Below are 21,001 nucleotides of genomic sequence, written 5' to 3'. Positions count from 1 at the left end.
GACACGGGAAGGCTGCCGACCAATTCGCCAAAGCTGGCTGCCTGACCGGCGGCGATCGGAAGAGAAACTGGACCACAGGCGCTGGAACCGCCGCCGAAGAGCGGCGTTTCCCTGACAGCAAAGGAGAACCGCCATGCCAGCCACCTCGAAAGCCCAGCAGAAAGCCGCCGGCGCCGCGCTCTCCGCCAAGCGCGGCGAGACGAAAAAGAGCGAGCTCAAAGGCGCTTCCAAAGGAATGTACGAATCCATGAGCGAAAAGCAGCTCGAGGAATTCGCCGAGACCAAGCGCAAAGGGCTGCCGGAAAAGAAGTCGAAAGACTGAGTGTCGTTCGCGAAACGCCGGACCGAACAAACAAGGCCCGCAACGGAACCGCGGGCCTTGTTTCTAAAGCAAAGTCTGTAGGCGGATGTTTTGCCTTACCAGCGATGGCAGCGCCGTATCCGCTCGACGATCACCCTGCGGTGGCCATGCCGCCACACCACCCTTTTCTTCACGATGATGCGGCAGACCTGCTTATGGCCGTGCCAATGGCGCGCCATGGCTGGTTCCGGCGCCACCGCCATCGATCCGGCCAACACCGCGGCACCGGCCAAGGTAAGGAAGAACTTCTTCATGCTGATTGGACTCCTCTAGCTCCAGATCTCTTCCCGGTGCCGTTGGCGCAAACCTCCCGCCACATCCGGCATCGCTCAACGCTGGGACGCTATAGGGTTGCGTTGCGCCGCGCCACTCACAAGCTTGACACCGGTTAAATCTCGGTTTAACCAGCCGCCAACGCCGGGCAGCGATGTCCGGTGTTTGTTTTGTATGCGCAGGACCGGTTGCCTTGGTTTCTGGTTTTGTTTGAACTGACGTGTCCCGTGGGTTTTCCGCCGCGTTGCGTGGGAAAACCCTGTCAGGTCTCGAAAACGGAGGCCAGAGGAGGGCGCGTTTCCTTCACCCGGACCATGAGGTTGCGGGTGTGTTGTTTTGAAAAGGGAATGCGATGAGCAAGCGCGAATCCGCGAAATACAAGATCGACCGCCGTCTCGGCGAAAATATCTGGGGCCGCCCGAAGTCCCCGGTCAACAAGCGTGAATACGGCCCCGGCCAGCACGGCCAGCGCCGCAAGGGCAAGCTTTCCGATTTCGGCCTGCAGCTGCGTGCCAAGCAGAAGCTGAAGGGTCACTATGGCGACGTTTCGGAAAAGCAGTTCCGCAAGGTCTATGAAGAGGCCGACCGCCGCAAGGGCGACACTTCGGAGAACCTGATCGGCCTGCTCGAATCGCGTCTCGACGCGGTCGTCTACCGCGCCAAGTTCGTGCCGACCATTTTCGCCGCCCGTCAGTTCGTCAACCACGGCCACGTCAACGTCAACGGCAAGCGCGTCAACATCGGCTCGTACCGCTGCAAGCCGGGCGACGTCATCGAAGTGCGCGAAAAGTCGAAGCAGCTGGTCATCGTCCTGGAATCGGTCGGCCTCGCCGAGCGCGACGTGCCGGACTACATCGAAGCCGACCACAACAAGATGGTTGCGACCTTCTCGCGCATCCCTGGCCTGGCGGACGTTCCGTTCGCCGTGCAGATGGAGCCGAACCTGGTCGTCGAATTCTATTCGCGCTAAGCGAACGCCTTTTAGCGATACCGAAAGGCCGCCCTCGAGGCGGCCTTTTTGTTTGGCGCATCGGCTTTGCCGTTTCGATTTTGCGGCCGATGCGCTAATCCGGACGGACATCACATCCTGGGGCCGCCGCGCCATGAATATGCTGCCAGACATCGAGACGCTTGAGCCGGCCGCCGAAGGCGGCTCCCATCCGCTGTTCGCCGATGTGCCGTCCTCGGTCGAGTTCAACAAATTGCGCAAGCGGCTGCTGCGGCTGACCCGCCAGGCGATCGAGGATTTCTCGATGGTGGAGCCGGGACAGCGCTGGCTGGTCGCGCTGTCGGGCGGCAAGGATTCCTACGGCCTGCTTGCCTTGCTGCTCGACCTCAAATGGCGCGGGCTGCTGCCGGTCGAGTTGCTGGCCTGCAATCTCGATCAGGGCCAGCCGAATTTCCCCAAGCACATCCTGCCCGACTATCTCAACGCCAACGGCATTGCCCACCGCATCGAGTATCAGGACACCTATTCGGTGGTCACCGACAAGCTGCCGCAAGGCAGCACCTATTGCTCGCTCTGCTCGCGGCTGCGGCGCGGCCATCTCTACCGCATCGCGCGCGAGGAGGGGTGCTCGGCGCTGGTGCTCGGCCATCATCGCGAGGACATTCTCGAAACCTTTTTCATGAACTTGTTCCATGGCGGCCGTCTCGCCGCCATGCCGCCAAAGCTGCTCAACGACGAAGGCGACGTCATGGTGCTGCGGCCGCTGAGCTATTGCGCCGAGATCGACCTCGAAAAATTCGCCGCGGCGATGCGGTTCCCGATCATTCCTTGCGACCTCTGCGGAAGCCAGGAAGGTCTCCAGCGCAACGCCATGAAGGCGATGCTGGAAGACATCGAAAGGCGCATGCCCGGCCGCAAGGACACCATGATCCGCGCGCTGTCCAACACCCGGCCGTCGCATCTGCTCGACAGGAAGCTGTTCGATTTCGCCGCCCTGAACCAGACCCTCATCACAGGACAAGACGCTTCAGATGACATTTGACGACAACGCGATCGACTGGCTGGCCAGCCTGCTGGCCGAGGCCGCCGACACCGAAATCATGCCCCGCTTTCGCCGGCTGGGCGATGGCGACATCAGGCAGAAGACCTCGGCCGCAGATCTGGTGACCGAAGCCGACGTCAACGCCGAGCGGCTGATCACCGCCAGGCTGCGCCAGCGTTATCCCTCGGCCATGGTCGTCGGCGAGGAAGCCTGTTCCGACGACCCGGCGCTGCTCGATGGCCTGGGCGACGCCGATCTGGCTTTCGTCATCGACCCGGTCGACGGCACCTTCAATTTCGCCTCCGGCGTGCCGCTGTTCGGCGTCATGCTCGGCGTCGTGGTCAAGGGCGAGACGGTCGCCGGCATCATCCATGATCCGGTCGGCAAGGACTGGCTGATCGGTGCCAAGGGTGCCGGCAGCCATATCCGCCATGCGCATGGTACACTGGAGACAGTGCGGGTTGCGGCTAGCGCGCCGATCTCCGGGATGACCGGCGCGGTTTCCTGGCAGTATATGGCCGAGCCCGACCGCACGCGGCTGGCCTGCAACCAGACCAAAACGCTGTCGCAGTTCAACTACCGCTGCGCCGCCCACGAATATCGCTTGCTGGCGAGCGGCCATGGCCATTTCGTCGTCTACAACAAGTTGATGCCCTGGGACCATCTGGCCGGCGTGCTGATCCATGCGGAGGCCGGCGGCCATGCCGCGCGCTTCGATGGCACGGCCTATCTGCCGTCGCATGTTGGCGGCGGCTTGCTGGTCGCTCCTGATCGCGAAAGCTGGCAGGAGTTGCGCCGCGAACTGTGGGCTGGGTAGGTCAATTCCTGGCCCGCGCTTGACTGCCGGTTTTGTGCGGCCGAAGAATTGGCGCTTTCGCGGGGTTCTCTCGAATGAAATCTCGGCGCGCAATTCTTGCGGCGGCTCTTGCTGCCATCTTGCTTGCAAACGCCACCGCGGCAATCGCGCAAGAGCGCCCCTGCCACAGCTCCGAACCTGTCGACACCCTCAAGGAGATGTCGGAGGCTATCTATGCCTGCTGGAGGCCGCCAGCGGGGACCGCGGGCATGTCGTTGACGCTGCAGTTCTCGCTGCGCCGCAATGGCACGCTGATCGGCAAGCCTCGCGCCACCTATTCGGATCTCGGCGCCGATCCGCAGCTCAGCCGGGCCTTCGTGGCATCCATCCTCAAGGCCCTCGACGACGCGCTGCCTTTGCCTTTTTCGGACAGCATGGGCGGAGCAATCGCCGGGCGCATGCTTGCGCCCCGCTTCACGGCGGCGGTTGAAGGTGCCTCCTGACGCACCTCGTCTAATGCAGGTCGGTAATATGCCCTGAAATGGGTGGGTTATGCGGCTGGAACATCTTGCCGCGCTCGGCGATGAGGATCATCAGCAGCGCCGCGACCGAGACGCTGCAGAAGCCGGCGGCAAGCGGCGTCACCGTGCCGTTGAAAGCCTGGCCGATCAGCGTGCCGAGAATGCCGCCGAGAAACGTCTGCATGAAGCCAAGGATGGACGACGCCGTGCCGGCCAGCTGGCCGAGCGGCTCCATCGCCAATGCGTTGAAATTGGCGCCAAGCGCACCGAAGGGAAGCATGGCGCTGGCAAAGAAAGTGATGAACAGCCAGAGCGGCATCTTGATTTCCAGCGAAACGACCAGCCAGGCCAGGCTGATGACCAGAAACAAAAGCAGCGCGCTCTGCGACAGACGGCGCATGCCGATGCGGCCGACAAGCCGCGAATTCAGAAAATTGGAAAAAGCCAGCACGCCGGCGACCCCGGCGAAGATGACGGGGAACATCTCGCCGACGTTGAAGATGTCGACATAGATCTGCTGCGCCGAGGCGATGAAGCCGAACATGGCGGCGAAGATGAAGGTGCTGGCAAAGGCGTAGCAGAGCGCGATGCGGTTGGTGAGCACGATGCCGAATCCGCCGAGGACCGAGGAAACCGTCAATTGCCGGCGATATTCGGGGCGCAGCGTTTCAGGCAGGCGCAGCAGCGACCACGCCGACACGATCAGCGCGCCGACGGCCATGGTGACGAAGATATAGTGCCAGGTGGCGAACAGCATGATGAACTGGCCGATGCCCGGCGCAATGACCGGTATCGCCATGAACACCATGAAGATCAGCGACATCACCTCCGCCATGCGCCGGCCTTCGAACGTATCGCGCACGATCGAGACCGCGATGACGCGCGTGGCCGCCGCGCCGATGCCTTGCACGGCGCGGCATATCAGCAGCGTTTCAAAGCTTGGCGCGATGGCGGCGGCGGCCGCAGCCGCCACATAGATGATCAGCCCGGCGACGAGCGGCGAGCGGCGGCCGAAACGGTCCGAGATCGGCCCGAAGAACAGCTGGCCGCCACCAAAACCCAGAATGTAGGCGGTGATCACATATTGCCGGTGGTTTTCATTCTCGACGCCGAGCGAGGCGCCGATCTGCTGCAGCGCCGGCAGCATGATGTCGATGGCCAGGGAATTCAGCGCCATCAGCGCCGCGCACAGCGCAATGAACTCCCAGCGCGGAATAGGCAGTTTGCTTGCCGATTGCGGCGCTGTCGATTGCTGATCCACGGCAAGTCCGATCTCTCAAACGAAAACGCGCCGGCGGGCCGGCGCATTGGCTCGTCTTGGTCCCGATATCGGGACATAAAAATTGCCGAGGTGGAGCTGCCCCGGTGTTCAGTGCAGTCATTACGACATGCCCAAAACCGAAATCAGGCGGCGCCTTTGACGCTGACGCCCTTTTCGACCAGGAAGGTCTGCAACTCGCCGGCCTGGAACATCTCGCGGACAATATCGCAGCCGCCGACGAATTCGCCCTTGACGTAAAGCTGGGGGATTGTCGGCCAGTTGGAATAGTCCTTGATGCCCTGGCGCAGTTCGGCCGAATCCAGGACATTCACGCCTTTGTAGTCGGCGCCGATATAGTCGAGGATCTGGACGACCTGGCCGGAAAAACCGCACTGCGGAAAACCGGGCGTGCCCTTCATGAAAAGGACGACGTCGTTGCCCTTCACTTCATTGTCGATGTAGTCGTTGATGCCGCTCATGGAATATCCTTTCACGCCTGTGGGAGTCAGGCTCGAAACATGTCTCTCAAATAAACCCATAGGTTGCCCGAAACAAGACATTAGCCGCGCCATGGCCGAAATGGCGCAAAGGATGGGCGGGTTTGGGCCAAGCGGGTGTTGGCCGGAACGGCCTCAGTCGGGAACGCTGGTCTGCAGCGCAAGGGCGTGCAGCACGCCGCCCATATTGCCCTTCAGCGCGTCATAGACCATCTGGTGCTGCTGGACGCGACTTTTTCCCCGAAAGCTCTCGGCGACGACTTCAGCCGCATAGTGGTCGCCGTCGCCGGCGAGGTCGCGGATCGTCACCTTGGCGTCCGGGATGCCGTCCTTGATCAGTTTTTCGATGTCGTGGGCGTCCATTGCCATTGCACAATTCCTGTTTCGGGCGAGCGGCAGCATGGCCGCCCGTGCGATGAGAGTCGGGGTAAACCTAAAGCCTTTCCGGCCGCGATTGAAGCCGTTCCGTCCAGCACCAGCGTGATTGTCGCCTAGGACGCATTCCTGTCCGGATCGACGGCATCGGCCGCTGGGTCGTCTTCGCGCATCGAGAAGGCGCGGCCAAGGCTGAAAACCAGACCATAGAGAGGGATGTTGACCGCCAGGTTGGCGATCGGCAGGTAGCTGGTCATCCGCCAGGCGGGCGAGAAGAACGGTTGGCCATAGCCGTCGCAGACAAGCGAAGAGCCATACTCCCACAAGGCCCCCAGGACGGCCGCGACGGCGAAAAGCTTGATGCAGGTGACGATCTGCATTGCCCGCGCCGGCTCCGGCAGAAGCCGGTTCCAGAGCACCAAACAGACTATCGGAACTGCATAGATGAGGTTCTGCAGCACCAGCATCGGCAGCCCGCCATTGGCCGCGTCAAGGAACTCGGCACGCGTATCCAGCCTCGGGCAAACCTCGCTTGAGGTCGTCGACAGCAGGAAAAAAACGAACGGCCCGAGGAACCAGAAGAAGAACAGCGACGGCCAGAAAACGACTGCAAGCAGCACCCGGGCAGCCAGTTTCCTGTGATTGAACATGAATCTTTTCCGAAAACCGGTTCCCACTTTTCGGGATCATGCTCTGCTCAACTGGCCTGGTCCATGAAGCGGGGGAACCAGCCTTCGTGGGCGGCGGTCAATTCACTGACCGGAATCGTCCTGGCATCGCCGAGCTTCAGCGCATCGCCGCCGGTCGAGCCGATCCATGGCGCGAAGATGCCGAGTTCGCCCTGCTGCTTGCGGATGGCGTCCCATTCCTCGCCATGCGGGTCGATCGACAGCGTCAGCAGATACCGGCCCTGATCCTCGCCGAACCAGACCGGGATCGGATCGGTGCCGACAAGGCCGGGAACGGTCGCGCCGATGCCCGACGCCATCGCCATTTCGGCCAGCGCCACGGCGATGCCGCCATCGGAAACGTCATGCGCGGCGGTGACGATGCCGGAGACGATCAGCGAGCGCACATGGTCACCGACGCGCTTCTCATGCGCGAGATCGACCGGCGGCGGCGGCCCGTCGGTGCGGCCATGGATGTCCCTGAGGTAGACGGACTGGCCAAGATGCGTGCCCCAGGAGGCGGGCGCGCCGACCAGCAGGATCATTTGGCCCTCGGCCGCAAAGCCGGTGCGCACCATCTTCGACCAGTCGGCGATGAGGCCGACGCCGCCGATAGTCGGTGTCGGCAGGATGCCCTGGCCGTTGGTCTCGTTGTAGAGCGAGACATTGCCCGACACGATCGGGAAGCCGAGCGCGCGGCAGGCGTCGCCAATGCCCTTCACCGCGCCGACCAACTGGCCCATGATCTCGGGCCGTTCCGGGTTGCCGAAATTGAGGTTGTCGGTGGCCGCCAGCGGCAGTGCGCCGGTGGCGGTCAGGTTGCGCCAGCACTCGGCCACGGCCTGCTTGCCGCCCTCATAGGGATCGGCTTCGCAATAGCGCGGCGTCACGTCGGACGAAAAGGCGAGCGCCTTGGTCGCATGGCCTTCCACCCGCACCACGCCGGCATCGCCGCCGGGAAGCTGCAGTGAATTGCCCTGGATCAGCGTGTCATACTGTTCCCAGACCCAGCGGCGCGACGACAGGTCCGGCCCGCCGAGCAGCTTCAGCAGCGCATCGGCAACATCGGCCTGCGGAATGTCGTTGGCGGCGAGCGGTGCGGGCTTCTTCGGCTCGATCCAGGGGCGGTCATATTCCGGCGCCTTGTCGCCGAGATCCTTGATCGGCAGATCGGCGACCTGGTCGCCCTGATGCAGCACGCGGAAGCGCAGATCGTCGGTGGTCTTGCCGACAATGGCAAAGTCGAGGCCCCATTTGTGGAAGATCGCCTCGGCCTCCTTTTCCTTCTCGGGCCGCAGCACCATCAGCATGCGCTCCTGGCTTTCCGACAGCATCATCTCATAGGCGCTCATGCGCTCCTCGCGCACCGGCACCTTGTCGAGATCGAGCTCGATGCCGAGGTCGCCCTTGGCGCCCATCTCGACCGCCGAACAGGTGAGGCCGGCCGCACCCATGTCCTGGATGGCGATGACGGCGCCCGAGGCCATCAGTTCGAGGCAGGCTTCGAGCAGGCACTTTTCGGTGAAGGGATCGCCGACCTGCACGGTCGGGCGCTTCTCGTCGATCTTGTCGTCGAATTCGGCCGAGGCCATGGTGGCGCCGCCGACGCCGTCGCGGCCGGTCTTGGCGCCGAGATAAACGACCGGCAGGCCGACGCCCTTGGCCTCCGACAGGAAGATGGCATTGGTCTTGGCGAGGCCGGCGGCAAAGGCGTTGACCAGGATGTTGCCGTTGTAGCGGGCGTCGAAATTGACCTCACCGCCGACTGTCGGCACGCCGAAGGAATTGCCGTAGCCGCCGACGCCCGAAACCACGCCGGCGACGAGATGCCTGGTCTTGGGGTGATCGGGCGCGCCGAAGCGCAGTGCATTCATCGCCGCGATCGGCCGTGCGCCCATGGTGAAGACGTCGCGCAAAATGCCGCCGACGCCGGTCGCCGCGCCCTGGTAGGGCTCGATGAAAGAGGGGTGGTTGTGGCTTTCCATCTTGAAGACGACGCAGTCGCCGTCCCCGATGTCGACCACGCCGGCATTCTCGCCTGGCCCCTGGATGACCTGCGGTCCGGTGGTGGGCAGCGTGCGCAGCCACTTCTTCGAGGATTTGTAGGAGCAGTGCTCGTTCCACATCGCCGAGAAGATGCCGAGCTCGGTAAAGCTCGGTTCGCGCCCGACGAGGTCCAGGATGCGCTGATATTCGTCTGGCTTCAGCCCATGCGCGGCGATGAGCTGTGGGGTGATCGGCACGGAATTGGAAATGGTCATGGGCGGTGATTTATGTCCATGGAGCGGGGATTTTGAGTCCCCTCTTATCGCAAGCTTTGCGGCCGATACACCCGTCGATGAGCGAAAAAGACAGAAAGCAACAAGGTGACGGTCGGCGTAGTCCGCACCGGGAGCTTTCAGGCGCCCGTCGCGCCAGCGGTGATCCGCGAGGTCACCGTGAGGAATGCAAAGCCGCATGGGAACGCTATGGCATCCCGGCCGTTGGGTTCCAACCCTTCAGGAGATCAGGACCATGGCTACCAAGCAGAACAACAAAGACAATCGCCTCTCGGACAAGGAGGCTCTTCATCTCGCCGAAACCACAGACGTTTCGCCCGGACAGGCGAAGGAAATGGCCGAGAAGCACGGCAAGGACAAGGCCAAGGAGGAAGCCAAAAACTTCAAGGCCGAGGGCTGATCTGATTCAGGTTTCTCACGAAAAGCTGTCGTAGCCGGCGCGGCCTTCGTCGAGGAGACGGCAGATGACGGCAACGCCGTCGGCGACATCGCTGCGCTGCCTCGGCTGCGAGGTGCCGAAGCGGACACCGTGAAAGACCTGTTCGGAGCGGCCGGCCTTGAACTCGTCCTCGTCGTCGATCAGCACGCCGTGTTCGAGACAGGCATTCTTGAATGTGCCGGAAAGCCATGGGTCGGGCAAAGTCAGCCAGACAAAGGGCACCTTGTCATGTGACTTGAACGCGAAGCCGGCCAAGGTTTCGCGCACGATCGCGATACGGGCGCTGATTTCGGCGATGCTGCGCTTGCGGATATCGCTGGCCTGACCGGAGAGCACCAGCCTCGTATTCACCTCCGCCAGCAGGAAGGGCATGCCGCCGGTGATCATCTTGTGGGCGACACGGATCCGGTGGCGATAGGCGGGAGGGCAGGAGAGCCAGCCGCCGCGGATACCGGCCGCTACCGATTTCGACAGACCGCCGGCGACGATGGTTCTCTCTGGGGCATATTCAGCAAGCAACGGTGTCGGATCGTCCGTCAGGTGGCCGTAAAGATCATCCTCGATCAGGATGACGTTGTATTCGCGCGCGACACGCGCGATCGCCTCGCGGCGCGCTGCGGACAGTGTCGTCAAGGTCGGATTCTGCGCCGTCGGCATCAGGAAGATCATCCTCGGATGCTTTTGCGCGCAGACGCGCTCGAAATCGGCAGGGTCGAGGCCTTCGTCATTCGAGGCCACCAGTGCCGTGCGCCGGCCGATCAGCCCGGCGCTGCGCGAGATCTGCGAATAGGTGAGGTGTTCGAAGGCGACATAGTCGCCCGGCGTGGTGAGTGCGGCGATCGCCGCCATCACCGCGGCATGGGTGCCGAGCGTCGGAACGATGCTGTCGGCGGCCGGGCGGAAGGTGTTTCTCGACAGCCAGCGGGCGCCGGCTTCGTACCAGCGGCCAGGAAAATCACGCGTGTAGCTCGAGATTTCATGGGGATGATCCTGCGCGGTGCGCGACAGCACATCGGCGATATCAGTGCCCTGGCCGACATCGGGTGCCGCCGTGCTGTCGAAACGCAGTTTGTCCTGAGGCGCATCGACATAGCGCGTGCCTTCCACGCTGACGTCGGGCGCCTCCGGTTTCACGCCTTCGGCGCGCCGGCCAAGCACATAGGTTCCACGCCCGACTTCGCCGCTCACCAGCCCGCGCTCACGCAGCAACTGGTAGGCCCGGCCGACCGTACCGACCGTGGTGCCGATGTCATAGGCGAGGTCGCGCTGGGGTGGCAGTTTTGTTCCGGCGCCGATCACGCCCTGGTCGATGCCCGCCTCAACGGAGTCCGCGAGGCGTTGATAGAGGGGTCCGGCGCCGCCGGTCAGATCTGGAAGCCAATTTGTCATGGTGACAATTTTCTATATTGCACCGAATTATGAGTCAATACATATCAATCGGGCGCCAAAAGGGGTGCAATTGAGAGTCTTGGCAGAAAGAAAATGGATACAATCGCGACAATCCGTCATCCCAGAGCCGCATTTCCAGGCGAGGCGCTGCGCCCGTCAGGCCAGCGAGGCTTTGTCGGCCGTCTGGTGCGTCTGGTCAGCTCGCTGGCACGATGGATCGGCCATTTGCTGGAGCGCCGGCGCGGCCGGCTGGCTTTGCTGGAGATGACCGACGATCAGCTCAAGGATATCGGTATCTCCCGCTGCGATGCCCACCGCGAGGGCATCAGGCGCTTTTGGGAATAGACGCCATTCTTAACGGACCGGTTTGGCCTCGCGATGGCCGATGCCGCGATCGATAAAAGCGGCAATGATCGAGATCACCAGGAACAGCGCGGTGATGGCCAAGGCCGCAATGGCGACGCTGGCGGCGCCGTTCTTGGCGACATCGAGGAAGGGGTAGGGCACTTCGCCCGCGATCGGTGCCCGTACCAGCGCATAGGCGAGATAGGCGATGGGGTAGAGCATCCACCAGGAAATGTCGCTCCACCTCGTTCTGCCGTCGGCCCCTGCTGCCAGCCACCACAGCACGAACAGCACCGGCGTCACATAGTGCAGCAGCACATCGCAGAGCAGGAACAGGCCCTGCGGCTGCCAGAGCCGTGCCAGAACGGTGGCATAGAAGATGAAGACGACGGTGATCGAAACCGCAACACCCGCACGCATCTGCGGCACGGCGAAGGCCGGCAGCCAGGCATAGCCCGTGGATGAGAGCAGGGATGTGTACACCAGCACGGCACCAATGTTGGTCAGGATGGTGAAGAAGCTGAAGTAGAACACGATAGAGCCGAGCAGGCTGCGGCCGGCCTCCATCGATGCCGGAACGGTGATGCAGAACTGCAGGACGAGGCCGGCCAGGCCGATGGCCAGACCCACCACCTGCAGGAAGCGGCCCATGTCAGGCGGTCGCGGCGCAGGCCGGATTGCCCGTCTGCCAGCGGGCAATGTCCGAGCCGATGCGTGCGCCGAGCGGGTCGTTCATCAGCGGTCCGAACACGTCGACACGGCTCGAATTGCCTTGCGCCTGCACGACCAGCAGCGGCTTGCCGCCATAATGCTTGGCCGGCACCAAAAGGAAACGCGGCGTGCCGCTGAACGAGTTCAGTTCATTAGCCATCTGATATTGCTTGAAGGCCGGGTCCTTGCTGGCGATCCAGCATTTGTGGGCTGCGATCGCCACTTGTTCCATGGCCAGCAGCGCCGCACTTTTGCCCGACGGCACAGGCGTGCTCTTCGGGCTCGACTGGCAGGACGCCAGGGCTAAGCCTGCGGCTGCGACGAGAACGATCGTCTTGCTCTTGATCAAGCGGCACCCATCTCGAGTTCGGACAGAAAGATCTTCAAGCCGTCGGTCATCTCGCCCCAGACCCGCGACAAGGCCGGATGCTGCGAGGCGATCTGCTCATAGGCATCGAATTTGGGATAGGCGTCGAGCAGGTCGTGGCGGCCCGTCATGGCGCGGAAATTGTTGAAGATGAACCGGGTCGGCGTCAGCCAGGCGTCGGCAAGGCTGATGTCGTTGCCGAGCGCGAAGGGGCCTTGCGCCATGCGCGCCTCGATCGCTGCCAGTCCGTGATGCAGACGGGCGAACTGGGCATCGATGTCGGCATTGTTGCGCTTCGGCACGAAATGAAGCTCGAAAAGCTTCATGGTCGGCGTCAGCACGTCGAGGTCGGTGATGCGGGCGAACATGCGCACCAGCGCGCGATCCTTGGAGTCAGGCGGCAGCAGCGCTGGCTCCGGGAACCGCTCCTCGAGATATTCGGCGATGACCACCGATTCGAGGATCGTCTCGCCCGAGCCTGTGATCAGCACCGGAATCCGGTTCAGTGGCGAAATGGCGCGAAACGCTTCGGGGATTGGAAAACCCGGCGGCGGCGCGATGATCTTGAGCGGCACGTCCTTGATATAGGCAAGCGCCCGCACGATCGACGAATAGGGCGACAACGGCCGCGAATAGAGTTTCATGACCGTCTCTCTCCCCAGAGCAATGGACTCGATGTCCGTGTAAGGCTTACCGCATTCTCGGCTGAGATCGTCAAGCGGCGATACCGAGCGCGCCTTCGAACAGCGCCCGGCCGTCGCTGCCGCCATGGGCGGCCTCGATCAGGTTTTCCGGATGTGGCATCAGGCCAAGCACATTGCCATGTTCGTTGATGATGCCGGCAATGTCGTTGATCGAGCCATTGGGATTGGTACCCTCGGCATAGCGGAACACCACCTGGCCTTCGCCTTCGAGGCGGGCAAGGGTTTCGGCTTCGGCGAAGTAATTGCCGTCGTGATGCGCCACCGGCGAGCGGATGATCTGACCCGGCTGGTAACGGCGGGTGAACATGGTGTTGGCGTTGGTGACCTCGAGCTTGATCTGCCGGCAGACGAACTTCAGCGAGGTGTTGCGCATGAGCGCCCCCGGCAGCAGGCCGGCCTCGACCAGGATCTGAAAACCGTTGCAGACGCCGATGACCGTGACGCCCTTGGCGGCCTTTTCGGCGACGGCCCGCATCACCGGCATGCGCGCCGCGATCGCGCCGCAGCGCAGATAGTCGCCGAAGGAGAAGCCGCCTGGAATGGCGATCAGGTCGACGTCAGGGATTTCAGTGGCGGTCTGCCAGACGGTAACCGGCGGTTTTCCCGAAATCTTGGTCAGCGCCGCGATCATGTCGCGGTCGCGGTTGAGGCCAGGCAGGAGGACGACGGCAGATTTCATTTTGGTTCGTAAGGCCTCTGGGCTTCGGCTAGTTCGCGCAGGTCGAGACGGCGTTCGATATGTTCGAGCCGATCATCCTGGCGAGCGAGCACACCATAGATGTTTTTCACGTCATTTTCAGTGGCTATGAGATGACCTCGAATGGAACCAAGCTCGGATTTCACCTCTCCGAGCGTCAAGTCCATCCTGTCTAACCGAGACTGGATGGACTTGAGGGTTTCAAATATCAAGCTGCCATCGATCTCGGCCACCAACCCCTCCGACACAACCTCAGGTTATGGCCACACTATAATTCTCAATCACCGTATTCGCCAGCAGCTTGTCGCACATAGCTTTCAGATCGGCTTCGGCCTTGGCCTTGTCGCTTTCCGCCAGTTCGACGTCAAACACCTTGCCCTGCCGTACCGCGCCGACGCCGTCGAAGCCCAGACCGGACAGCGCGTGTTCGATCGCCTTGCCTTGCGGGTCGAGGACGCCGTTCTTGAGGGTGACGGTAATGCGGGCCTTGATCACGCTGGACATGCTCCTGTTCTAAGTATCGGATCGCGAACCGCTATCAGTGCGGCTTGCCTTTGACGACGTCGGTCGAGGCGACAAGCACCGGGCCGGTCGGGCGCGGTGGCTCGTTCTCGTTCATGATGCCGAGGCGGCGGGCGACTTCCTGGTAGGCCTCGACGAGGCCGCCCATGTCGCGGCGGAAACGGTCCTTGTCGAGCTTGTCCTGCGTTGCCACGTCCCACAGGCGGCAGGAGTCCGGCGAAATCTCGTCGGCGACGACGATGCGCATCATGTCGCCCTCGAACAGGCGGCCGCATTCGATCTTGAAGTCGACGAGCTGGATGCCGACGCCCATGAACAGGCCGGAGAGGAAATCGTTGACACGGATGGCGAGCGCCATCACGTCGTCGATCTCCTGCGGGCTTGCCCAGCCGAAGGCGGTGATGTGCTCTTCCGACACCATCGGATCGTCGAGCGCGTCGGCCTTGTAGTAGAATTCGATGATCGAGCGCGGCAGGACGGTGCCTTCCTCGATGCCGAGGCGCTTCGACAGCGAACCTGCGGCGACGTTGCGCACCACCACTTCGAGCGGGATGATCTCGACTTCCTTGATCAGCTGCTCGCGCATGTTGAGCCGGCGGATGAAGTGGGTCGGGATGCCCATGCGGTTCAAGTGGTTGAAGATGTGCTCGGAAATGCGGTTGTTGAGCACGCCCTTGCCGTCGACGACCTCGTGTTTCTTCTTGTTGAAAGCGGTCGCGTCATCCTTGAAGAACTGGATGAGCGTACCCGGCTCCGGTCCCTCATAGAGGATCTTGGCCTTGCCTTCATAAATGCGGCGGCGATTTTTCATCTGATTTTTTCTCTGGATTTGCGGGCAGGCGGCAAGCGACCAGTTCCTGTCCGTCTGCCTATATTAGTTGCGGCGACGGTTGGGTTCAATGCCGGGTCTATCCCAATCACACCGTTTGCTCAATCGGCAAATCCGTCCAATCAACCGCTTTCCGGACTGAAATGCCGCAGCGCAGCATATGACGAAGCGTATTGACCGGCTCGCGACGTTTTGGTTTGTGCTTTGGCAACACACATATCTCTTGCCAACGAATCGCATTTGACCCGGAGGGACGCCATGAGCAGCATGAAAGATCGCGAAGAGGGCTTCGAGCGCAAATTTGTGTTCGACGAAGAGCTTCGGTTCAAGGCGTCGGCGCGCCGCAACAAGGCGCTCGGCCTGTGGGCCGCCGAAAAGCTCGGAAAGTCGGGTGCCGACGCCGATACCTATGCCAAGGAAGTCGTTGTTTCCGACATCGAGGAAGCCGGTGATCACGACGTGTTCCGCAAGATCCGTAAGGATTTCGATGCCGCCGGCGTCGACCAGTCGGACCATCAGATCCGCCGCACCATGGACGAACTGATGGCGCAGGCGATCGAGCAGATCAAGAACACCTGATCCGGGCCGACGCAGGGTTTCGCAAGAGTGTCCCGGTTTTGCGACGGAACCTGCGGCAAAAATGAATGACTGGACCAATCGACCGCCCGGCCAAGCCGGGCGGTTTTTCTTTGCCTTTGGCGTGGTTTCCGGCTGAAACTGCCGACATTAACGAGGAAGAAGACTAGATGTCCCTGAAGTCCCGCCTTGCCGCCGATGAAACGCTGGTCACCGCTTGGTCCGGCGTGCCGGATGCCCTGACCGTCGAGATCCTCGCCAAACAGGGCTTCGATGCCATCACGCTCGACATGCAGCATGGCGGTCATCACGAGGACAGCGTGCTGCGCGGTCTCTTGCCCGTGCTTGCCGCAAACAAGCCGGCGCTGGTGCGCATCCCCGTCGGCCGTTTCGACATGGCAAGCCGGGCGCTCGATTTCGGCGCAGAGGCGGTGATCGCGCCGATGGTGAATTCGGTGGCCGATGCAAAGCTGTTCGCCGCGGCGATGAAATACCCACCGCTCGGCGAGCGCTCGTGGGGCCCCACCTATGCCTTTCCGCGCCACGGCAAGGGCGACTATGCCGAATGGCTGCGCGACACCAATCAGCGCACCATGGCCTTTGCCATGGTCGAGACGCGCGCCGCGCTCGACGCGCTCGACGGCATTCTCGACACGCCCGGCATTGACGGCATCTTCCTCGGGCCGTCGGATTTCTCGATTGCCTGGACCAATGGCGCCACGGTCAGTTCGACGCTGGAGAGCATGATGGAGACGGTGGCGTCGGTGGCCGAGCGCACCCGCAAGGCCGGAAAACATGCTGCGATCTATGTCGTCGAACCAGCAATTGCCGGCCGGGTCGTCTCGATGGGCTATCGCCTGCTCGCCACCGGTTCCGAGCACGCGTTGATTTCGTTGGGGGCAAGGACCCTGCTGAAAGATATCAAGGATTCGATCGGAGTCTGAACCCGAACCGGAGGAACTGCCGTCACGGCGCCGGGCGGTTAGGCGCTCGCGAGCCACCTTAAATTATTGTTTATTGGAGCTCGGCGGTTTCTTCGGGAGTCTGTGCGCCGACTTTGGGTCTCAATCACAGATCCGTCAGGAACTTGGCGAAGGTCATCGAGCCTTCGGGCCAGGGGCCGAAGCCAGAATCCTGGTTGAGATGGCCGGTCTCGCCGGCATCGATGAACAGCGAACCCCAGGCGCCGGCTATGTCCTCGGCGACACCGAAGGGACAGAACGGGTCGTTGCGGCTGGCGATCACGACCGACGGAAAGGGCAGCGGCTCGCGCGGGTAGGGTCCGAAGGTCATCAGGTGCTTCGGCTTGATCCCAGGGTTGGCAACATCGGGCGGCGCCACGAAGAAGGCGCCGGCGACCGGTCTGACGAATTGCGGGATGGCCTGCACGGCCGCAGCCACCCCTAACGAGTGCGCGACGATGACCACAGGCCTCTCGGCCTCGTTGACCGCTTTGGCCACGCTCGCCGTCCAGTCCTCGCGGACCGGCTTCGACCATTCAGCCTGCTCGACGCGCCGCGCCGTCGACAGTTTCGATTGCCAGCGGGTTTGCCAGTGCTCGGGTCCGGAGTTGGTGTAGCCCGGGACGATCAGGATATCTGCATCTTTGACTTTCATGGAGCTGAGATAGCGAGCGTGATTGCCTCGTGCAACCGTTGATGGACGCGCTTCTGCTCGTAATGGTGAACACCATGTTCGCTTTTCGCTGTCTTGTGTGAACGATCGCGATCGACGATCTGTCGTTAGGAGAGAAACAGCCGTGGAGGACCGGGATTTTGGCGCTGACACGACGTACAATAATCGGCGGCGCCGAGCCCCTGGCATTGGGAGCTTCATCAAGCGTCGCCGCGATGGAGACCATGATGAGCGAACTGCCATTTGCCGCCACCACGCCGGTGAGCGTTGCCCGCGTCGGGCTGAAGGCGCGCGATGCTGAGAGCCTCGCTGCCTATTATCGCCGGGTTGTCGGCCTGCAGGAATTGAGCCGTGCCGATGGCGCGATCACGCTCGGCGCCGGCAGCCGTCCGTTGCTGGTCCTCGAGCCGGATGCTTCGGCCAAGCCGGACGATCCGCGCAGCGCCGGCCTGTTCCACACGGCTTTCCTGCTGCCCAGCCGTGCCGATCTCGGCCGCTGGATCAACCACGCCATATCAGACAAGATCGCCATCGAGGGCGCGTCCGACCATCTGGTCAGCGAAGCGCTTTACCTGACCGACCCCGAAGGCAACGGCATCGAGATCTATGCCGACCGCCGGCCGCAGGACTGGAAATGGAACGGCGACAAGATCGCCATGGCGACCGAGCGGCTCAACATTCCGGCTGTCGTCGGCGAAGTGCCGGCCGGCGATGCGGGGTGGCGAGGCGCGCCGGAAAACAGCATCGTCGGCCATGTCCATCTGCGTGTCGGCAGGCCGGAAGAGGCGGAAGCCTGGTGGAACCAGGAATTCGGCTTCGACACGGTGGCCAGATATGGCGGTCAGGCAGTGTTCCTGTCGTCAGGCCATTACCATCATCACATCGGCGCCAATGCCTGGCAGAGCGCCGGCGCCGGCCGTCGCGACCCGTCGCGCTCGGGCCTCGCCTGGGTCGAGATGCGTTCGGACAATGTGACCGGCGAAACGACCCGTGAGGATCCCTGGGGCACGGTGATCAGGACCGTTCCCGGAAAGGCGTGATCGGCGTCGGCACGGCTTCTTTCTCCCGTCTACGGGGTGAAGGAAGCTCAAGCCTCTCCAAACACCCGCCTGAAGATCGTGTCGACATGCTTGGTGTGGTAGCCCAGGTCGAATTTCTCACGGATTTCCGCCTCCGGCAGGGCAGCGGTGACTTCCTTGTCGGCCAAAAGTTCCTCAAGAAAATCAGCGCCTTGTTCCCACACCTTCATGGCGTTGCGCTGCACCAGCCGGTAGGAGTCCTCGCGCGACAGGCCTGCCTGCGTCAGCGCCAGCATGACGCGCTGCGAATGCACCAGGCCGCGGAACTTGTTCATGTTCTTCAGCATGTTCTCGGGATAGACGACCAGCTTGTCGACGACGCCGGTCAGCCGTGACAGCGCGAAATCCAGCGTCACCGTGGCGTCCGGACCGATCATGCGCTCGACGGAGGAGTGCGAGATGTCGCGCTCGTGCCAGAGCGCCACATCCTCCATCGCCGGCAGCGCCATGGAGCGCACCATGCGGGCAAGGCCGGTGAGGTTTTCCGTCAGCACGGGGTTGCGCTTGTGCGGCATTGCCGACGAGCCTTTCTGGCCCGGCGAAAAATATTCCTCCGCTTCCAGCACCTCGGTGCGCTGCAGGTGCCGGATCTCGGTCGCCAGCCGCTCCATCGACGAGGCGATGACGCCGAGCGTGGCAAAGAACATGGCGTGGCGGTCGCGCGGGATCACTTGCGTCGACACCGGCTCCGGCTTCAGCCCGAGCTTTGCCGCGACATGCTCCTCGACATAGGGTTCGATGTTGGCGAAGGTGCCGACCGCCCCGGAAATGGCGCAGGTGGCGATGTCTTCGCGTGCGTGCACCAGCCGCTCGCGGCAGCGCGAGAATTCGGCATAGGCCTGCGCCAGCTTGATGCCGAAGGTTGTCGGCTCGGCATGGATGCCGTGGCTGCGGCCGATGGTAACGGTGTCCTTGTGTTCGAAGGCGCGGCGCTTGAGCGCGGCAAGCAGGCCGTCAATGTCGGCGAGCAGAATGTCGCTGGCGCGGGTAAGCTGGACGGCAAAGCAGGTGTCCAGGACATCCGAAGACGTCATGCCCTGGTGGATGAAACGCGCATCCGGTCCGACGAATTCGGCAAGATGTGTGAGGAAGGCGATGACGTCATGCTTGGTGACGCGTTCGATCTCGTCGATCTTCTCGACGTCGAATTTCGCGGCACCGCCCTTTTCCCAGATGGTCTTTGCCGCTTCCTTCGGGATGACGCCGAGTTCGGCCAGCGCGTCGCAGGCATGGGCCTCGATTTCGAACCAGATGCGAAACCGGGTTTCGGGCGACCAGATGGCGACCATTTCCGGCCGGGAATAGCGAGGGATCATCGGTCAGTCCTGATGTGTCGGAGGGTTAGCCCGCCTCCTAACAGAGACAGACGAAATGCTCAACGCCGCTGCTGTGCAAACCAGAGACTGGCGGCAAACAAGGCGATGAACCCAAGCGGAAAATAGAGCCTGATGCCCAGCACCATGAACTGGTAGGACGCCACCGCCATCGTGAAGGCGAGTTGAAACCCCCAGGTGAGGGTGAAGACCGGTGCATGCCATTCGGCATAGTATGACCGGTACTGCAAGGCATAGAGCCCGTCGGTCAGCCCGATCGTCGCGGCGGCAAGGCATACCATTGTCGCCGCGAAGGCTGCCTCCCGGCGCCTTCCCAGTGAGACCAGCCGTGCCACGAACAGGCCGACCGGAAAGGCGAGGGCGCCGCCGCCCGCAAACAGCAGCGATACGGTGCGGATTTTCTCCGGCGTCACCCAATCGTCCAGCAACAGGTTGATGAGCGCGCTCGTGCCCATGGTTGCGGCCCACAAGAACGAGCCGAAAAGCGTCGCGCGCCACCCTGGCAAGGCGCGGCGGACGAAGTTCAGGTTGCGGCTGAGTATGGCGACGTGCGTACTCACAGGCGGCCGGTCACGGCGATCCAGCGGAAGTCCGGACCCTCGAAGCCATATTGGCGCACCGCGATCAGCACCGCATAGGCGCTGAGGCTATCCATGGAGAATGTCTGGACCGCACCGATGCGGTAACCGTTCGGGCAGCCGCGGCTTTTGGGGATCGACTTGTCCTCGTGCAGCAATTTGGTGGTGCCGCCATCCTGCGCCGCGACGCGCAGCAGCCGGAAGCCATTGATCTCGCCCTGGCTGTCGCAGCCTTCGGTGCTGTTCATGCCGATCTCGTCCAGCCGGAACTCGAGCGGTTGGTCGACCGGAGAGAAGATCGGCCGCGGATTGACCGCCATGCGGTGCGGATCGGCCGAAAGCTCGGTCACCGGGTTGAAACCGGCGGTGATGCCGCGATTGGCGCTCAGCTCGGCCTGGCTGACAATGGCCTCGCCCTTTTGCCGGGCCTGAAGGCGCGCCGCGTCCAGCTTGGCGTTCTCGTCGTCGAGCCGGACCCTGATCGGCGTGCCCTTGAGAAAGCTGTCGGTGCTGGTGTCGATGTAATAGCGGTTGGCATAGGGGAAGCCCGACCCGTCCTGGACTCCGTATTCCTCGAAGGCGAACACGCCGCCATCCTTGCTGAAGCCAAGGATTTCAAGATCGGCGACATCGCCGGCCTGGACGGCGATCGACGCGCCGAGCTGCGCGGCCAGGCAAACGGCAAACAGGAAAAGCACTCGCATCTTTTTCACTCCGGCAGCCGTGATCGTTGCAATCCCTAGCACGACGAAATCAAAACGTCGTGCGGGCCGA

The 21,001-nt window shown here is 62.6% G+C and carries 28 protein-coding genes; 10 read left to right on the top strand and 18 right to left on the bottom strand.

The window, feature by feature from the left end; genetic code table 11:
• The first annotated feature begins 133 nt into the window (after window positions 1-133).
• Window positions 134-322 carry a DUF3008 family protein gene (locus tag FJV80_RS08355; RefSeq protein WP_010909084.1) on the top strand — a complete coding sequence of 63 codons (189 nt, stop codon included), beginning with the start codon at window positions 134-136 and terminating at the stop codon, window positions 320-322.
• 95 nt (window positions 323-417) lie between these two features.
• On the opposite strand, the gene FJV80_RS08350 is transcribed toward FJV80_RS08355, so the two are convergent.
• Window positions 418-615: a hypothetical protein gene (locus FJV80_RS08350; protein WP_027042433.1), complete on the bottom strand. Its 198-nt coding sequence runs from the start codon at window positions 613-615 to the stop codon at window positions 418-420.
• A gap of 371 nt (window positions 616-986) precedes the next feature.
• On the opposite strand from FJV80_RS08350, the gene rpsD reads away from it, so the two are divergent.
• From rpsD to FJV80_RS34960, 4 genes are all read left to right on the top strand, one after another.
• Window positions 987-1,604, top strand: a complete 618-nt coding sequence (gene rpsD / locus FJV80_RS08345; RefSeq protein ID WP_010909086.1) for a 30S ribosomal protein S4 — start codon at window positions 987-989, stop codon at window positions 1,602-1,604.
• Between the two features lie 133 nt (window positions 1,605-1,737).
• A complete protein-coding gene (ttcA, locus tag FJV80_RS08340) occupies window positions 1,738-2,625 on the top strand; it encodes a tRNA 2-thiocytidine(32) synthetase TtcA (RefSeq protein ID WP_095770881.1) in 888 nt (295 codons plus the stop codon).
• A complete protein-coding gene (locus tag FJV80_RS08335; protein ID WP_095791552.1) occupies window positions 2,615-3,442 on the top strand; it encodes an inositol monophosphatase family protein in 828 nt (275 codons plus the stop codon). The genes ttcA and FJV80_RS08335 overlap by 11 nt, the downstream gene beginning before the upstream one ends.
• Before the next feature lie 248 nt (window positions 3,443-3,690).
• Window positions 3,691-3,924, top strand: coding sequence for a hypothetical protein (locus FJV80_RS34960; protein ID WP_245437693.1), 234 nt, complete (start codon window positions 3,691-3,693; stop codon window positions 3,922-3,924).
• A 10-nt stretch (window positions 3,925-3,934) separates the two neighbouring features.
• Here FJV80_RS34960 and FJV80_RS08325 read toward each other — a convergent pair whose 3' ends face one another.
• The 5 genes from FJV80_RS08325 to purL all read right to left on the bottom strand — a co-directional run bounded on the left by FJV80_RS08325 (window position 3,935) and on the right by purL (window position 9,004).
• A complete protein-coding gene (locus FJV80_RS08325) occupies window positions 3,935-5,203 on the bottom strand; it encodes a multidrug effflux MFS transporter (RefSeq protein ID WP_142876097.1) in 1,269 nt (422 codons plus the stop codon).
• A gap of 143 nt (window positions 5,204-5,346) precedes the next feature.
• Window positions 5,347-5,682 (bottom strand): Grx4 family monothiol glutaredoxin, encoded by a 336-nt coding sequence (gene grxD, locus FJV80_RS08320; protein WP_010909091.1) that lies wholly within the window; start codon window positions 5,680-5,682, stop codon window positions 5,347-5,349.
• Window positions 5,683-5,835: 153 nt separating this feature from the next.
• Window positions 5,836-6,069 (bottom strand): BolA family transcriptional regulator, encoded by a 234-nt coding sequence (locus FJV80_RS08315; RefSeq protein WP_010909092.1) that lies wholly within the window; start codon window positions 6,067-6,069, stop codon window positions 5,836-5,838.
• Window positions 6,070-6,191: 122 nt separating this feature from the next.
• Window positions 6,192-6,725 (bottom strand): hypothetical protein, encoded by a 534-nt coding sequence (locus FJV80_RS08310; RefSeq protein WP_095788112.1) that lies wholly within the window; start codon window positions 6,723-6,725, stop codon window positions 6,192-6,194.
• Between the two features lie 47 nt (window positions 6,726-6,772).
• Window positions 6,773-9,004 (bottom strand): phosphoribosylformylglycinamidine synthase subunit PurL, encoded by a 2,232-nt coding sequence (gene purL / locus FJV80_RS08305; protein WP_142876096.1) that lies wholly within the window; start codon window positions 9,002-9,004, stop codon window positions 6,773-6,775.
• A gap of 253 nt (window positions 9,005-9,257) precedes the next feature.
• Here purL and FJV80_RS34465 point away from each other — a divergent pair, with 253 nt between their 5' ends.
• Window positions 9,258-9,422, top strand: coding sequence for a hypothetical protein (locus FJV80_RS34465; protein ID WP_185975163.1), 165 nt, complete (start codon window positions 9,258-9,260; stop codon window positions 9,420-9,422).
• 15 nt (window positions 9,423-9,437) lie between these two features.
• Here the strand turns inward: FJV80_RS34465 and FJV80_RS08300 are convergent, their stop codons facing one another.
• The gene (locus FJV80_RS08300) at window positions 9,438-10,850 is read right to left on the bottom strand and encodes a PLP-dependent aminotransferase family protein (protein ID WP_142876095.1); all 1,413 of its coding nucleotides are present in this window, start codon (window positions 10,848-10,850) and stop codon (window positions 9,438-9,440) included.
• A 93-nt stretch (window positions 10,851-10,943) separates the two neighbouring features.
• Here FJV80_RS08300 and FJV80_RS08295 point away from each other — a divergent pair, with 93 nt between their 5' ends.
• Entirely contained in the window at window positions 10,944-11,195 is a 252-nt protein-coding gene (locus FJV80_RS08295; RefSeq protein ID WP_142876094.1) for a DUF1127 domain-containing protein, read from the top strand.
• A gap of 9 nt (window positions 11,196-11,204) precedes the next feature.
• Here FJV80_RS08295 and FJV80_RS08290 read toward each other — a convergent pair whose 3' ends face one another.
• The 7 genes from FJV80_RS08290 to purC all read right to left on the bottom strand — a co-directional run bounded on the left by FJV80_RS08290 (window position 11,205) and on the right by purC (window position 15,007).
• Window positions 11,205-11,846: a Pr6Pr family membrane protein gene (locus tag FJV80_RS08290; RefSeq protein WP_142876093.1), complete on the bottom strand. Its 642-nt coding sequence runs from the start codon at window positions 11,844-11,846 to the stop codon at window positions 11,205-11,207.
• 1 nt (window position 11,847) lies between these two features.
• Window positions 11,848-12,255, bottom strand: coding sequence for a hypothetical protein (locus FJV80_RS08285; RefSeq protein WP_095770354.1), 408 nt, complete (start codon window positions 12,253-12,255; stop codon window positions 11,848-11,850).
• Window positions 12,252-12,917: a glutathione S-transferase family protein gene (locus FJV80_RS08280; RefSeq protein ID WP_142876092.1), complete on the bottom strand. Its 666-nt coding sequence runs from the start codon at window positions 12,915-12,917 to the stop codon at window positions 12,252-12,254. Before FJV80_RS08280 ends, FJV80_RS08285 begins: the two co-directional genes overlap by 4 nt.
• Window positions 12,918-12,987: 70 nt before the next feature.
• Window positions 12,988-13,656 (bottom strand): phosphoribosylformylglycinamidine synthase subunit PurQ, encoded by a 669-nt coding sequence (purQ, locus tag FJV80_RS08275; protein WP_142876091.1) that lies wholly within the window; start codon window positions 13,654-13,656, stop codon window positions 12,988-12,990.
• On the bottom strand, window positions 13,653-13,907 hold the full coding sequence (locus FJV80_RS08270) for a hypothetical protein (RefSeq protein ID WP_142876090.1): 255 nt from the start codon (window positions 13,905-13,907) through the stop codon (window positions 13,653-13,655). The genes purQ and FJV80_RS08270 overlap by 4 nt, the downstream gene beginning before the upstream one ends.
• A gap of 19 nt (window positions 13,908-13,926) precedes the next feature.
• Window positions 13,927-14,169, bottom strand: coding sequence for a phosphoribosylformylglycinamidine synthase subunit PurS (gene purS, locus FJV80_RS08265; protein ID WP_095788262.1), 243 nt, complete (start codon window positions 14,167-14,169; stop codon window positions 13,927-13,929).
• 43 nt (window positions 14,170-14,212) lie between these two features.
• Entirely contained in the window at window positions 14,213-15,007 is a 795-nt protein-coding gene (gene purC, locus FJV80_RS08260; RefSeq protein WP_010909103.1) for a phosphoribosylaminoimidazolesuccinocarboxamide synthase, read from the bottom strand.
• A 276-nt stretch (window positions 15,008-15,283) separates the two neighbouring features.
• On the opposite strand from purC, the gene FJV80_RS08255 reads away from it, so the two are divergent.
• Both FJV80_RS08255 and FJV80_RS08250 read left to right on the top strand, forming a co-directional pair.
• Entirely contained in the window at window positions 15,284-15,604 is a 321-nt protein-coding gene (locus tag FJV80_RS08255) for a DUF1476 domain-containing protein (RefSeq protein WP_095770351.1), read from the top strand.
• A 167-nt stretch (window positions 15,605-15,771) separates the two neighbouring features.
• Window positions 15,772-16,545: an HpcH/HpaI aldolase/citrate lyase family protein gene (locus FJV80_RS08250; protein WP_095770350.1), complete on the top strand. Its 774-nt coding sequence runs from the start codon at window positions 15,772-15,774 to the stop codon at window positions 16,543-16,545.
• A 124-nt stretch (window positions 16,546-16,669) separates the two neighbouring features.
• Here FJV80_RS08250 and FJV80_RS08245 read toward each other — a convergent pair whose 3' ends face one another.
• Window positions 16,670-17,218, bottom strand: coding sequence for an alpha/beta hydrolase (locus tag FJV80_RS08245; RefSeq protein ID WP_142876089.1), 549 nt, complete (start codon window positions 17,216-17,218; stop codon window positions 16,670-16,672).
• A 245-nt stretch (window positions 17,219-17,463) separates the two neighbouring features.
• On the opposite strand from FJV80_RS08245, the gene FJV80_RS08240 reads away from it, so the two are divergent.
• Complete coding sequence (locus FJV80_RS08240; RefSeq protein ID WP_095770878.1) at window positions 17,464-18,276, top strand: VOC family protein; 813 nt, start codon at window positions 17,464-17,466, stop codon at window positions 18,274-18,276.
• Between the two features lie 47 nt (window positions 18,277-18,323).
• On the opposite strand, the gene purB is transcribed toward FJV80_RS08240, so the two are convergent.
• Genes purB through FJV80_RS08225 form a run of 3 tightly spaced genes read right to left on the bottom strand, consistent with a single transcriptional unit; the run spans window position 18,324 to window position 20,931 of the window.
• Window positions 18,324-19,631: an adenylosuccinate lyase gene (purB, locus tag FJV80_RS08235; RefSeq protein ID WP_038646437.1), complete on the bottom strand. Its 1,308-nt coding sequence runs from the start codon at window positions 19,629-19,631 to the stop codon at window positions 18,324-18,326.
• 59 nt (window positions 19,632-19,690) lie between these two features.
• A complete protein-coding gene (locus tag FJV80_RS08230; protein ID WP_095791544.1) occupies window positions 19,691-20,209 on the bottom strand; it encodes a hypothetical protein in 519 nt (172 codons plus the stop codon).
• On the bottom strand, window positions 20,206-20,931 hold the full coding sequence (locus FJV80_RS08225) for a DUF2259 domain-containing protein (RefSeq protein WP_095770877.1): 726 nt from the start codon (window positions 20,929-20,931) through the stop codon (window positions 20,206-20,208). The genes FJV80_RS08230 and FJV80_RS08225 overlap by 4 nt, the downstream gene beginning before the upstream one ends.
• Window positions 20,932-21,001: the final 70 nt, after the last annotated feature.

It is taken from the genome of Mesorhizobium sp. WSM4310, from assembly GCF_007003935.1.
GTDB lineage: Bacteria > Pseudomonadota > Alphaproteobacteria > Rhizobiales > Rhizobiaceae > Mesorhizobium.
This window is presented reverse-complemented; position numbering and strand designations above follow the sequence as displayed.